The following is a 12,833-nucleotide window of genomic DNA, read 5'->3' as shown; positions in this document are numbered from 1 at the left end:
AAGAGGTGGAGCAAACGTAAAACTTTCAACTCTCTCGGGCAGCCCCTCGCCCGCTTGCGGGAGAGGGCTGGGGTGAGGTAAAACCGCAATTATTTCACCGTCCAGCCCTTGTAGCCGCTCACGCTGTTGCGATCGATCATCGTCACCGGGATCAACACCGGCTTATCCGGCGCCGGTTTGCCCTGCAGAATGTCGTAACCGATCTCTACCGCTTTCGCCGCCATCACCTGCGGATCCTGCGCTGGCGTCGCAACGAACAGCGAGCCTTTGCGTTTCAGCGCCTCTTCACCGTCAGGCGATCCATCGACGCCCACAATAAAGAACTCATTACGCTGCGCCTGTTTCGCCGCTAAATCGGCTCCAATCGCGGTGGGGTCATTGATGGCAAACACCGCATCAATCTTCGGATTGGCCGACAGCAGGCCGGTCATCACCTCCAGCCCTCCTTCGCGGCTGCCTTTGGCGTTCTGGTTATAGGAGAGCAGTTTGATATCCGGATGGGTTTTCAGCTCGGTCATGCAGCCTTCCACGCGGTTCTGCACCGCCGAGACCGGCGGCCCGTTAATGATGACGACGTTGCCTTTGGCCTTCAGACGATCGGAAATGTATTTACACGCCATCGCACCGGCGGCGGTGTTATCGGATGTGATGGTAGCGTTGGCGCCATCTGCCGCCACGTCCACCGCCACCACAACAATGCCGGCATCACGCGCACGTTTCACCGCAGGCGCAATACCTTTGGAATCGGCGGCGTTGAGGATAATCATGTCCACTTTGGCGGCGATAAAGTTATCAATCTGCCCCACCTGCTGGCCAAGATCGTAGCCGCTCGACACCAGCGTCACGTTGACCTTATCACCCGCCAGCTCCCGCGCCTTAAGCTCCGCGCCTTTGGTGATCTGCACGAAGAACGGGTTGGCGAGATCGCCCACCGTCACGCCGATAGATTTCAGTTCTTTTGCCTGAGCCACGCCAGCACTGAACAGCGTCGCCGCCAGCAGCCCGGTTACAATCGGATTAAAACGCATAGTCGATGTTCTCCTGCTTTTTTTGGTTTTTATGATGAGTGCTCGCTGTCCCCCATCCCAGCCTTCCCCCGCAAGCGGGGGAAGGAGACGCTGCCACATGCCACTTCAAAACTCACATATGGCAGCATCTTCCTCCCCCATTAATGGGGGAGGACCGAGGAGGGGGATAGCCGGCACGTTACAACTCAACTCACGTGATGCCGTGTCCGATACTTATCGATCAACACCGCGATAATGATCACCGCGCCCTTAATCACTAACTGCCAGAAATACGACACGCCCATCAGCGTCATGCCATTGTTCAGCGTGGCGATAATCAGCGCACCAATCAGCGTGCCGGTAATCGTGCCGATGCCACCAACAAAGCTGGTACCGCCGAGAATCACCGCTGCAATCGCATCCAGCTCATAACCGACGCCGAGATTGCCGTTGGCGCTGTACAAGCGCGAGGCGCTCATCAGTCCGCCGAGTCCGGACAGCAACCCACTCATGGCGTAGACAAACAGCAGCACCACGCCGACTTTGATGCCGGTCAGACGCGCGGCCTGCACGTTGCCGCCTACCGCATAGATGTGCACGCCAAGCGTGGTGCGACGCAGAATGAACCAGCACAGCGCAATCACCGCAAAGGCGATAATGATCAGCCACGGCACCGGCCCAAGGTAGCCATTGCCGATCCACTCAAAGTTAATATCGGAGTTAATTACCGTGGTGCCGTCAGCCAGCAGATAGGCCGCACCGCGCAGTGCGGTATAGGTGCCCAGCGTGACAATGAAGGGCGGCAGCCCTGCCCACGCCACCAAAATGCCGTTGAACAACCCCATGATCAGCCCGGCACCCAAGGCCGCCGGAATGGTGAGTGACGCGAAGGCGGGATCGAGCGACACCACCATCGCCACCACCGCCGTGGTGCCGAGCATCGATCCCACCGACAAATCAATCCCGCCGGTAAGAATCACAAAGGTCATGCCCGCCGCCAGCACGATGTTGATCGACGCCTGGCGCGTAATATTCAGCAGATTGCCCTCGGTGAAGAAGTTCGGCGTGACAAAGCCAAACACCGCCACGATCAGGATAAGAATCGGCAGGATGCCAACGGTTTGCAGCAGGTCGCTCATTAACGCGCGCTTCAGCGTTGGGCTTTTTACGCGTGCGGATTCACTGGTCATTGCGCTCTCCTCAGGCCTGAACCGGCTGCGCGCCGGTGGCCAGTGTCATAATGTTTTCCTGGCTGATCTCTGCCCCACTCAACTCGCCGGCAATCGATCCCTCGCGCATCACATACACGCGGTCGCTCATGCCCACCACTTCCGGCAATTCGCTGGAGATCATCAAAATCGCCACGCCCTGCTGCGCCATCTGCTGCATCATGCGGTAGATTTCGCTTTTGGCGCCGACATCCACGCCGCGCGTCGGTTCGTCGAGAATAAGGATGCGGGGTGCAATCGCCACCCAGCGTGAAATTAATAGCTTCTGCTGATTGCCACCTGATAGGCCGCCGGCGCGCACCTGCGCATGCGGCACGCGAATGTTCAGGGCATCAATCGCTTCGCTGGCGATGGTCTGCCCTTTGCGCCGGTTCAGCAGGCCGTAACTGGCATCGCGCTCCAGCGTCGCCATCACAATGTTGTCCTGCGCCGCCAGTTCGAGGAACAGGCCTTGCTCTTTACGGTTCTCGGTGAGAAAGCCGATACCGCGCGCAATCGCATCACGTGGGGAGTGAATCTGCACCTTTTCCCCGTCAATCCAGATCTCGCCGCCGCTCGGTTTATGCACGCCGAAAATCAGCTGCGCCAGCTCGCTACGCCCGGCACCGACCAAGCCCGCCAGGCCGACGATCTCGCCGGCGCGCACCACTAAGCTGCTGGGGCGGACTTTGTGTTTGTCGCACAGGTGATTGACCGCCAGGCGGATGTCGCCGAGCGGAATAGTGCGGTCTTTGTTAAACAGGTCGCTGAGCGGGCGGCCAACCATCATGCGCACCAGCTCGCTGGCGTTGAGCTGTTCACGCGTCAGGCTGCCGACATATTCACCGTCGCGCAGCACGCTGACGCGATCCGAAAGTTCATACACTTCCGCCATGCGGTGGCTGATATAGATGATCGCCATACCTTCGCTGCGCAGACGTTTTATCAGCGCAAACAGCTGCTCGGTTTCGCGATTCGACAGCGCCGCGGTAGGTTCATCCATCACCAGAATGCGGCTGTTGCGGTGCAGCGCGCGGGCGATTTCCACCTGCTGCTGCTCGGCAATACTGAGACGGCTGACCAAATCGGTGGCGTTGAACTGTGCGCCCAGGCGATCGATCACCCGCTGCGCCTCCTCCGCCATCTGGCGACGCTTCACCAGCCCGCCGCGCGTAATTTCACTGCCGAGAAAGATGTTCTCTGCCACCGTCAGATTCGGTGCCAGATTGATCTCCTGATAAATCAGTGTGATGCCTGCCGCCAACGCCTCTTTTGGGCCTTTAATGGCATACGGCTGGCCGTCGATAAGAATTTCCCCGCTGCTGGCGGTATAGGCACCGGCCAGAATTTTCATCAGTGTACTTTTGCCTGCGCCGTTTTCGCCCATCAGCGCATGCACTTCACCGGGCCACACCGTGAGATCCACGCCCTTTAGCGCATAGAAATTGCCAAAGCGCCGGGTGATACCACGCATCGAGAGTATCGGAGTGCCGTCCATTGAGAGGCTCCTGCTGGCAAAGGTTGCAGCGAGTAAAGCCTGTCCAGATAAATGGAAAATGTCAGCGACCGTTCATATTTGTCATATTTCGCCCCGCTCGCGCTTCTATACTCGCCGGGAGTTACGCGGTAAAAGGTGGCGAAAATGAGTCACGGTCTGCACTGGCACGCTGGCGCGCGAAGTCGCCTGCTGCTGTTTAATTTGCTGGTGATGTCGGTGACGCTGGCGGTGAGCCTGGTGGCAATTTTTGGATTTCGCCACGCAGGTCACATTCAGGAACAGGCGCAGGCGCAAACCCTGGCCGATATGAACGGCAGCCTGGCGCTGGCACGCGATACCGCCAACGTGGCGATCGCTGCCGTGCGCCTGTCGCAGGTGGTCGGTGCGCTGGAGTATCAGAGCGAATCGGCGCGCCTGCAGCAAACTCAACTCGCGTTACAGCAGTCGCTGACGCTGCTGGCTCATGCGCCGCTCGCCGCGCAGCAGCCGCAACAGCTGACGCGCATTCGTGAACGCAGCCAGATGCTGGAACAGAGCATTAATCAGCTCCTGCGCGCAGGTCATCAACGCCACTTGCAGCGCAACGTAATGCTGAGTGGCCTGTGGCAATCGCAGCTGCTGCTGAACCGGATTGATCTGCTCACGCACGCCGATTTCCCTTCTGACGCGCTGCGCCAGCAAACGCACAGCTTATTAAGCGTAGCGATTCAATCTTCGGCACCGCAGGCGGCGGTGCAGCAGTTGCAATCGGTGCTGCGCCAGTGGCGAGCGTTAGCGCTGAGCGGCGTGCTCAATATTCAGGTTCAGCGGCTGATCGCCACCAGCAGCGACCTGCTGCCGGTGGCGCAGCAGCTGGAGCAGAGTGATATCGCCATCGCCTACGCCACCTACCGCATTAAAGCGCTGGTGGCGATGCTCAACGACGACATCACGCATTATGTGCAGCTGGTGGCGCAGCAGAGCGACGCACGCAGCGCGGTCACGCACGAAGAGCTGGATTCGATCATCGGTTTTATCGGCCTGTTTATGCTGCTGGCATTGCTGATCACCGGCTACGCCGGTTACTACATCTACCGTAATCTCGGTTCGAGCCTGACCGCCATCGCCCACGCCATGACGCGGCTGGCGCAGGGCGAAAAGAGCGTCAACGTGCCGGGCCTGGCGCGCCGCGATGAACTGGGCGATCTGGCGCGCGCCTTCAACGTGTTTGCACGCAACACCGCCTCGCTGGCGCACACCTCGCGTCTGCTGAAGGAGAAAAGTAACCAGCTGGAATCCACGTTCCTCGCCATGCGCGATGGTTTTGCGCTGTTTGACAACAGCGGCCAGCTGGTGGTGTGGAATGCGCAATATGCCGAGCTGCTGGGCATCGCGCCGCGCGAACTGCATCGCGGTTTGCACTATCAGCAGCTGCTAACCCGCGTCAATATCCAGCTCAACGGGCTGGCGGATGCACAGGAGGTCCGCCTGGATGATGGGCGCACGCTGGAGCTGCGTTTCAGCCCGGTGCCGCGCCGTGGCATGGTGAATACCGTGCTGGAGCGCACCACGCGCAAAGCGCTGGAAGAGGCGCTGCTGCACAGCCAGAAGATGAAAGCCGTTGGACAGCTAACCGGCGGACTGGCGCATGACTTCAATAACCTGCTGGCGGTGATTATTGGTAGCCTGGCGCTAACCGTCGATCAGCTGCCGCCCGGCACGCTCGCCAGCCGCATCGAACGCGCCCGTCAGGCCGCCGACCGCGCGGCGCAGCTCACGCAGCGATTGCTGGCCTTCTCGCGCAAACAGGCGCTCTACCCGCGCGCAGTTGCGGTGGTGGAGCTGGTGGATAATCTGCATTCGCTGTTGCAGCACGCGCTGCTGCCCGGTCAGCAGCTGGTGATCGATGCGCAGCGCCCCGGCTGGCCTGCGTGGATTGATGCCGGCCAGCTGGAGAACGCGTTGATCAATCTGGTGGTGAATGCGCGTGATGCCATGGCGCAACAAAGCGGGGAAATCCGTCTGCGCATCTGGAATCAACGCAAACAGGAGGCCGACGGCAAGCGCGATCGCGTCACCATTGAAGTGATCGACCACGGCTGCGGCATGTCGGCCGAGGTGCGCGAACAGGTATTCGAGCCGTTCTTCACCACCAAAGCCATCGGCAGCGGCAGCGGTTTGGGCTTATCGATGGTCTATGGTTTTGTGCGCCAGTCTGGCGGACAAATCGAGCTGGAAACCGCGCCCGGCCAGGGCACCACCGTGCGCCTGCTGCTGCCACGTGCGCCCGAAGCGGCACAGCCGCTCAGCGTGCCGCCGCCGATAGTGCCGCAGCGCAGCAAAGACCGGCTGGTGCTGGTGCTGGATGACGAGCCGACGGTGCGGCAAACGCTGTGCGAGCATCTGCATCAACTCGGTTATCTGACGCTGGAGTGTGGCGATGGCGAAAGCGCCCTGGCGCTGCTGCGTCAGACGCCGGATATCGAACTGCTGATCAGTGATTTGATGCTGCCGGGCGGGATTAACGGCGCGGATGTAATTCGTCAGGCGCAGGCGCAGTGGCCGCAGCTGGCTACCGTGTTAATCAGCGGCCAGGATCTGCGCCAGACCCCGGTGACGCTGCCGCTGTGTGAGCGGCTGGCGAAACCCTGGCAGCAGGCGCAGCTGGTGCAGGCGCTGGAGCGCGCCTGGCAGCGCAGTGAACGGCTTAGTCGCGCGCGGCAGGCTGCCACAGCGGCACCCCTTTCCCCGTGATGTAGCGTTTACGCAGCTTGCTGGAGATGACATCCATCATCATCACCACCGCCACCAGGATAAGGGTCAGAAACATCACCACATCCCAGTTCCACAGGCGCATGTTCTCGGCATACACCAGGCCAACGCCGCCGGCGCCGACAAAGCCGAGCACCGCCGCCGAACGGGTGTTGGACTCAATCTGATACAGACTGAGTGCGAGGAAGGTGGGGAATGATTGCGTGAAAATGCCGTAACGGTGTTTCTGCAGGCTGTTAGCGCCCACCGCACTCAGGCCGCGGCTCGGTGAGCGCTCTACCGCTTCGTGCCCTTCGGCATACAGTTTGCCGAGCAGGCCCACGTCCTGCATCACAATCGCCAATACCCCCGCCAGCGGCCCCATCCCCACGGCGCGCACGAAGATCAGCCCCCAAATCGCCATATCAATGCCGCGCAGCACATCGAGCACGCGGCGCACCACCAGTGAAATCGGTCGCGTTAGCGGATCGTGCATCACGTTGCGCGCAGCTAGGAACGAAACCGGCAGCGCGATCAGCGAAGCGGTTAGCGTGCCGGAAAACACAATCGCCAGCGTAATCCCCACCTGAGTGAAGTAGTAGCCAAACGGCCAGTTGAGGAAATCCTGCCAGACAAACATGCGCAGGAAATAGCGGCTAAGCTGCTGGCAGCCGATGAGAAAGCGGCTCCACTCAATGCCAAAAAATTCAAAGAAGAACAGGTAGTAAAGCGCGATGGCCAACGCCACCAGCGCCACGCGACGCAGATAGCGATGCTGGGCAGCAAACAGCGCGGCATGCTCCTGTTTGAGTTTGGCGACATCCGGCGCTAAGGCAATCATGGCACGTCTCCTTCTACCACGCGGCGACGCAGCCAGCCGGACAGCGTATCCAGCAGCGACACCACCACAATAATCAGCAACAGCGTGATGCTGACCTGATCGTAGCGATCGAGTTTGATATTGGTCATCAGCTCCTGGCCAATGCCGCCCGCGCCGACTAAGCCGAGAATCGTCGAAGAGCGGAAGTTAATTTCCAGACGCATAAAGCTGTAGGAGAGAAACGTTGGTTTAACTTGCGGCCAGAAGGCGAAGCGCATGCGCTGCAGTTTGCTGGCACCGCACGCGGCCAGGCCGCGCACCGGTTTATCCGAGGCGCTCTCAATCGCTTCGTAGAACAGTTTGGTCAGGCTGCCGACGGTGTGCAGCGCCAGTGCGAGGAAGCCGGGAATGGCGCCAATGCCGAACGCCATCACAAACATTACCGCCCACGCCAGTTCGGGCATGGTACGCAGGAAGGCGACGAACGCGCGGATCGCCATGCGCAGGCTGCGCGGCGTTTGGGTGTTATCGGCGGCGAAAAACGCCAGCACACCGGCAACGCCGACCGCCACGATGGTCGACGACAGCGCCAGCTGCAAGGTTTCCCAGATCAGCGGCAGCTGGAAGTGCAGACGATAGCCCCAATAGGCCAGCGAACCTTCGGTTTTGCCATCAGCGAACAGCAACGACAGGTGCAGCACCGGCAGGGTTTCACCGATGTAGTCAAAGAAGTGTGGCAGCGATTGCCAGACGGTGAGCAGATTGAATTCAGCCATCTTGCCCGCGGCCAAATAAAGCGCCAGCAACAGCAGCGACCACAGCAGCGAGTCGCGTTTTTGCTGACGGCGGATGCGTTGGTAGTAGTGTTCGAAATCGGTCAAGAGGGGATTCCTGTTGGTTGGGGTGGTGTGCTGGCTGGTTCGTGCTGGCTGCCCCCCATCCCGGCCTTCCCCCACTTGTGGGGGAAGGAGACGTTGCCACATGCAGCTGCATAAGCAACATATGGCAGCATCTTCCTCCCCCGCTCGCGGGGGAGGACCGAGGAGGGGGACAGCCAGCACTATCCCTGCAGCAGCGAGCACCCAATAAAATTACCCGCGCGACCCTTTCATCAAATCACGCTTCATATCGATAATATTCTGATAATCCGCCACGGTTGCCGGGCCGATGTGCTGGGCACCGCCCACCGCTTTAACAAAGCAGCCGTGATCTTCTTTATCCAGTTTCTTGATGGTTGCCACCACTTTCGCTTTGAAGTCAGCGGGCAAGTTGTTGCTCACCAGAATCGGGCCGTTCGGGATCAGCGGTGACTGCCAGATAATGCGGATTTGCTTCATCAGATCCGGATGATCCATACGAATCAAACGACCAAAGGCGCCCGAGGTATAACCGCTTTCGCGGTCGCCAATCAGCGACGTCCAGGTCACCGCGCCGTCAAACTGACCGTTCAACACGCCGAGGATGTCCTGCTCGTGGCCGCCCGAGAAGGTCACGCTGGAGAAGGTGTTGTTGTACTTGTCATCAACCGAGCCGCCGAACGCTTTCTTAAACGCCTGGTTTGGCATCAGGAAGCCGGAGGTTGAATCTGGATCGGCCATGCCGAATGATTTGCCCTTCAGGTCTTCCAGCTTTTTGTACGGGCTGTCCGCTTTAACGATCACCACCGAGTGATAACCCTGGGAACCGTCTTTGTCATCCACCACAATACCGACCACATCTACCGCTTTCGGGTTCTGCAGATAAACCGAAGCGTAAGAGGCTGGCGACATACTCAGTACCAGATCGATTTTGTTGCCCAGCAGGCCCTGAATCACGCCGGAGTAGTCAGACGAGTTGCGCAGTTTGGTATCGACCTGCAGTTCTTTATCGAAGAAATCTTTCACGCATTGGTTATCGCCAATCTGCTGCGTGGCGTTCTGGCCGCCGAGAATGCCGAGATTCAGTTCTTTTGGTGCTTCCGCTGCGTTAACGCCAAAAGCCATCGCAATAGTCAGTAAAGCTAAAGAGGTCAGTTTCATTGGTGGTTGTTCTCTTGCCGTGGAAGTTAGTGGAGCTGGTTAATTTCGTCGCCGTACAGCTCATGCATCAGGCCGTCGGTCAACTGGGAAGGATGTCCATCAAACAGCACTTTGCCGCGCTGAATGCCGATAACGCGGGTGCAGTAGCTTTTCACCAGTTCGATTGAGTGCAGGTTGACCATCACGCTGATGCCCTGCTCACTCACCTGGCGCAGCACGTCCATGATGCGTTTGGTATTTTTCGGATCGAGTGACGCCACCGGCTCATCCGCCAGCAGAATGCGCGGGTTCTGCATCAGCGCCCGGCAAATCGCCACGCGCTGCATCTGGCCACCCGAGAGGTTTTCCGCGCGCTGCAGCGCCTGCGGCAGCATGTTCATCCACTGCAACAGCTCAATGGCGCGGGCGCGGTCAGTTTCGGAAAACACTTTGAAGAACGATTTCAGCGTCGAGGTCTGGCTTAAACGCCCCAGCAGCACGTTGGTCAGCACATCGAGGCGCGGCACCAGACAGAAATCCTGGAAGATCATGCCGCATTCGCTGCGCCATTCACGCATCTGGCGGCTATTCAGCGTCACCACATCGCGATCCACTTCGCCCTGGCGATTGCTAAAAATCGCGCCCTGTGAGGCGCTGATAGTGCCGTTGAGCATATGCAGCAGCGTCGATTTGCCTGCGCCTGAGCGGCCAATCACCGCCACCAGCTCGCCCGCATGCAGATCGAAGCTCACATTATCCAGCACCTGGTTGGCGCCGTACGCTTTGCACAATCCCTGCACCGACAGCACCTTGTTGCCCTGCCCGGTGAGGGGCGGAAAAGGATTGTCGACGACGGTTTTCAGTAATGCTTGTGCCATGGTGCACTCCATCTCTTCTGAGCGGTTGATTGCCCGCTATTACGGGCAAATCGCATGAAAGCTTGATGACAGTAAAATGATTAAACGGTGACAGCGCGTTTTCACGGCAAAGCGTGGTGATCGGCACCGCACCCATCCGGGCATTGCGCAATAAATTGCGCCGCTACGGATGGTGCGAATGGTAAGAACGGGACATACAAAACGCACGTATCCGTAGCGGTGCGATTTATCGCGCACCTAGCAAATGTCGCAGCTGCTCGAGCGTATCGCTCAGCGCGCCGTCGTTATTGAGCGCATAGCAGTGCGCCGGCAAGGGTTCGGCCGCGCGCGCTAGCCTCTTCTCGATTTCCGCTTCCGACTCGCGCCCACGTTGGCGCAGCCGCTGTTCCAGCACCGGTGGCGACACCTGCAACACCAGCGGCAACAGCTGGGCACCGTAATGCTGCTGCACCCGCGGCAGATGCAGACGCGAACCGTTGACCAGCACGTTAAGTCCCTGCGCCAGCCACAGATCGATCTCCTTACCCAGCGCATAGTGCAGGCCATGCGCCTGCCAGCTGATGGCAAACAGACCGAGCGCTTCACGCCGCCGGAACTCCAGCTCGCTCAACGCCACATGGTTCTCGCCGCCGGCATCGGCCGCGCGCGTAATGTAGCGATGGGCGATCAGCAGGTTATCCGGCGGCGCCTCACGCAACGCATTCAGCAGACTGTCTTTGCCCGCGCCCGAAGGCCCGGTCAGCCAGATGAGGCGCGCCATCAGAACACCAACTTGCCTTGCGACCAGACGTGACGAATATGCGAATGTCCGTGATCGGTATGCGCCAGCACCAAATCGGCACGCAGCCCTTCGGCGATGCGACCGCGATCGTGCAGGCCAATGGCCTGTGCCGGATTACGCGTCACCAGCGCCGCCGCCTGCGGCAGCGTCAGCGTATTGCGTTCATCGGCGACCAAACGGAACACCGCGTCGAGCAGACTTGCGGGATAATAATCGGAGGAGAGAATATCCAGCAGGCCGTGGCTGGCGAGTTGCGCCGCCGCCACGTTGCCGGAGTGCGACCCGCCACGCACGATGTTAGGCGCCCCCATCAACACCTGCATGCCGCATTCCCGTGAGGCGCGCGCCGCTTCCAGCGTGGTAGGGAATTCGGCGATGGCGCTGCCGACATCATGCGATTCGGCGACGTGTGCCGCCGTGGCATCATCGTGGCTGGCCAGCGGAATGCCGCGCGAACGGCACAAACTGGAGATGGCATTGCGGTTCGGCGTCGAGAACTCAGCGGCCAGCGCCAGCTGTTCGCGCTCAAACTGATCCATCTGCGCGTCGCTGAGCTGATATTTGCCCTGATAATAGGTGCGATACATCTCCAGCGAGGCGTACTGGCGCTGGCCCGGCGAGTGATCCATCAGCGACACCAGCGACAGCTCCGGCGTATTCATCAGCGCTTCAAACAGCGGCAGCGTGGTGTTGTGCGGCAGCTCGCAGCGCAGATGCAAATGGTGATCGGCGCGGTTAATCCCTTTGCGATTGCTGTCCTGAATCGCGTCGATCATTTTCGTCAGATTATCCAGACGATGGCCGCCATCACGCACGTCGCCGACGCCAATCGCATCCAGCACGGTGGTAATGCCGCTGGCGACCATCAGCGCATCGTGGCTGCTCATCGCCGAATGCGCCGGCCAATCGACTTTCGGGCGTGGCGTGAAGAATTTATCGAGGTTATCGGTATGCAGCTCCACCAAACCCGGCAGCAGGAAGGCGTTTTCGCCATCCAGCGCGCTCGGCAGCTGACTAACGCTGTCGCTGAAGCTGGCAATGCGTCCATCGCGGATCTCCAGCGATCCGGCCACCACTTCCTGCTCCAGCACCAGCCGGACGTTATTAATAATCATGCTTCTGCTCCTGTGTTCACTGGCTGCATGACGTGCAGGCGATCGGCGACGCGTGTGCGCACCGCTTCGTCATGGAAAATCCCGACAATGGCGGCACCACGGGCGCGCGCCTGCTCAATCAGTTCCACCACCGCGGCGCTGTTGGCGCTATCCAGCGAGGCGGTCGGCTCATCCAGCAGCAGTACTGGATAGTCGGCGATAAATCCGCGCGCGATATTGACGCGCTGTTGTTCACCGCCGGAAAAGGTCGATGGCGCTAGCGACCATAAACGCTCCGGCACGTTAAGGCGCGTTAGCAGCTCTTTGGCGCGCTTTTCGCAGAAGGCGCGTGCGGTGCCGCGCTCCAGCAACGGTTGCATGACGATCTCCAGCGTCGGCACGCGCGGAATAACGCGCAGAAACTGGCTGACCCAGCCAACGGTATGGCAGCGAATCGCCAGAATCTGCCGCGCGGGCGCACTGGCCATGTCGATCCATTCACCCTGATGTTGCAGCCAGATATGGCCGCTGTTGGCTTGATAATTGCCGTACAGCGCGCGCAGCAGCGTCGACTTTCCGCTGCCCGAGCGGCCATGCAGCACCACGCATTCGCCGCCGCTGACTTCAAGATTGGCATTCTGCAGCACCGGCAGCGCGGCGCTGCTCTGGTTGTGCAGCACAAAAGTTTTGCTGAGTTGCTCTACGCGCAATAAAGGTTGCATGTTGATGTCCTGATGAATTCATTCATTGCCTGCACAGCATCGTAGCGGCGCGATTCATCGCGCGTAGTTGCGACACCGTGCCTGCGTATGCGCAATAA

General features: G+C 59.8%; 11 protein-coding genes. 1 reads left to right on the top strand and 10 read right to left on the bottom strand.

The genetic code is table 11. The features are described 5' to 3' along the window. Positions 1–89: 89 nt before the first annotated feature. The 3 genes from WFL93_RS18145 to WFL93_RS18135 all read right to left on the bottom strand — a co-directional run bounded on the left by WFL93_RS18145 (position 90) and on the right by WFL93_RS18135 (position 3,713). A complete protein-coding gene (locus WFL93_RS18145; RefSeq protein WP_007891611.1) occupies positions 90–1,028 on the bottom strand; it encodes an ABC transporter substrate-binding protein in 939 nt (312 codons plus the stop codon). Between the two features lie 185 nt (positions 1,029–1,213). Continuing rightward, positions 1,214–2,197 (bottom strand): ABC transporter permease subunit, encoded by a 984-nt coding sequence (locus WFL93_RS18140; RefSeq protein WP_049852541.1) that lies wholly within the window; start codon positions 2,195–2,197, stop codon positions 1,214–1,216. Positions 2,198–2,207: 10 nt separating this feature from the next. Further along, entirely contained in the window at positions 2,208–3,713 is a 1,506-nt protein-coding gene (locus WFL93_RS18135; RefSeq protein ID WP_007891760.1) for a sugar ABC transporter ATP-binding protein, read from the bottom strand. 144 nt (positions 3,714–3,857) lie between these two features. Between WFL93_RS18135 and WFL93_RS18130 the strand changes: the two genes are divergently transcribed. After that, positions 3,858–6,446 carry an ATP-binding protein gene (locus tag WFL93_RS18130; RefSeq protein WP_336778716.1) on the top strand — a complete coding sequence of 863 codons (2,589 nt, stop codon included), beginning with the start codon at positions 3,858–3,860 and terminating at the stop codon, positions 6,444–6,446. On the opposite strand, the gene phnE (WFL93_RS18125) is transcribed toward WFL93_RS18130, so the two are convergent. The 7 genes from phnE (WFL93_RS18125) to phnL all read right to left on the bottom strand — a co-directional run bounded on the left by phnE (WFL93_RS18125) (position 6,400) and on the right by phnL (position 12,735). Next, positions 6,400–7,284, bottom strand: a complete 885-nt coding sequence (gene phnE, locus WFL93_RS18125) for a phosphonate ABC transporter, permease protein PhnE (RefSeq protein ID WP_007891762.1) — start codon at positions 7,282–7,284, stop codon at positions 6,400–6,402. The two genes, WFL93_RS18130 and phnE (WFL93_RS18125), sit on opposite strands and share 47 nt — an antisense overlap. Beyond that, on the bottom strand, positions 7,281–8,144 hold the full coding sequence (phnE, locus tag WFL93_RS18120; RefSeq protein ID WP_007891763.1) for a phosphonate ABC transporter, permease protein PhnE: 864 nt from the start codon (positions 8,142–8,144) through the stop codon (positions 7,281–7,283). The genes phnE (WFL93_RS18125) and phnE (WFL93_RS18120) overlap by 4 nt, the downstream gene beginning before the upstream one ends. A gap of 210 nt (positions 8,145–8,354) precedes the next feature. Next, positions 8,355–9,281, bottom strand: coding sequence for a phosphonate ABC transporter substrate-binding protein (phnD, locus tag WFL93_RS18115; RefSeq protein WP_007891764.1), 927 nt, complete (start codon positions 9,279–9,281; stop codon positions 8,355–8,357). A gap of 26 nt (positions 9,282–9,307) precedes the next feature. Continuing rightward, on the bottom strand, positions 9,308–10,138 hold the full coding sequence (gene phnC / locus WFL93_RS18110; RefSeq protein WP_336778715.1) for a phosphonate ABC transporter ATP-binding protein: 831 nt from the start codon (positions 10,136–10,138) through the stop codon (positions 9,308–9,310). A 226-nt stretch (positions 10,139–10,364) separates the two neighbouring features. Further along, entirely contained in the window at positions 10,365–10,898 is a 534-nt protein-coding gene (gene phnN / locus WFL93_RS18105) for a ribose 1,5-bisphosphokinase (RefSeq protein ID WP_007891766.1), read from the bottom strand. Then, the gene (gene phnM, locus WFL93_RS18100) at positions 10,898–12,034 is read right to left on the bottom strand and encodes an alpha-D-ribose 1-methylphosphonate 5-triphosphate diphosphatase (protein WP_336778714.1); all 1,137 of its coding nucleotides are present in this window, start codon (positions 12,032–12,034) and stop codon (positions 10,898–10,900) included. The genes phnN and phnM overlap by 1 nt, the downstream gene beginning before the upstream one ends. Beyond that, the gene (gene phnL, locus WFL93_RS18095) at positions 12,031–12,735 is read right to left on the bottom strand and encodes a phosphonate C-P lyase system protein PhnL (RefSeq protein WP_336778713.1); all 705 of its coding nucleotides are present in this window, start codon (positions 12,733–12,735) and stop codon (positions 12,031–12,033) included. Before phnL ends, phnM begins: the two co-directional genes overlap by 4 nt. Between the last annotated feature and the right edge of the window lie 98 nt (positions 12,736–12,833).

The organism is Pantoea sp. USHLN256 (assembly GCF_037149875.1).
GTDB lineage: Bacteria > Pseudomonadota > Gammaproteobacteria > Enterobacterales > Enterobacteriaceae > Pantoea > Pantoea nemavictus.
The sequence above is the reverse complement of the archived record's forward strand: the minus strand, read 5'-3'. Positions and strand labels throughout refer to the sequence as shown.

Excerpts from the sequence above, each read along its gene's own strand:
- WFL93_RS18145 (WP_007891611.1), bottom strand. The coding sequence starts at position 1,028 with ATGCGTTTTAATCCGATTGTAACCGGGCTGCTGGCGGCGACGCTGTTC.
- WFL93_RS18140 (WP_049852541.1), bottom strand. The coding sequence starts at position 2,197 with ATGACCAGTGAATCCGCACGCGTAAAAAGCCCAACGCTGAAGCGCGCG.
- WFL93_RS18135 (WP_007891760.1), bottom strand. The coding sequence starts at position 3,713 with ATGGACGGCACTCCGATACTCTCGATGCGTGGTATCACCCGGCGCTTT.
- WFL93_RS18130 (WP_336778716.1), top strand. The coding sequence starts at position 3,858 with ATGAGTCACGGTCTGCACTGGCACGCTGGCGCGCGAAGTCGCCTGCTG.
- phnE (WP_007891762.1), bottom strand. The coding sequence starts at position 7,284 with ATGATTGCCTTAGCGCCGGATGTCGCCAAACTCAAACAGGAGCATGCC.
- phnD (WP_007891764.1), bottom strand. The coding sequence starts at position 9,281 with ATGAAACTGACCTCTTTAGCTTTACTGACTATTGCGATGGCTTTTGGC.
- phnC (WP_336778715.1), bottom strand. The coding sequence starts at position 10,138 with ATGGCACAAGCATTACTGAAAACCGTCGTCGACAATCCTTTTCCGCCC.
- phnN (WP_007891766.1), bottom strand. The coding sequence starts at position 10,898 with ATGGCGCGCCTCATCTGGCTGACCGGGCCTTCGGGCGCGGGCAAAGAC.
- phnM (WP_336778714.1), bottom strand. The coding sequence starts at position 12,034 with ATGATTATTAATAACGTCCGGCTGGTGCTGGAGCAGGAAGTGGTGGCC.
- phnL (WP_336778713.1), bottom strand. The coding sequence starts at position 12,735 with ATGCAACCTTTATTGCGCGTAGAGCAACTCAGCAAAACTTTTGTGCTG.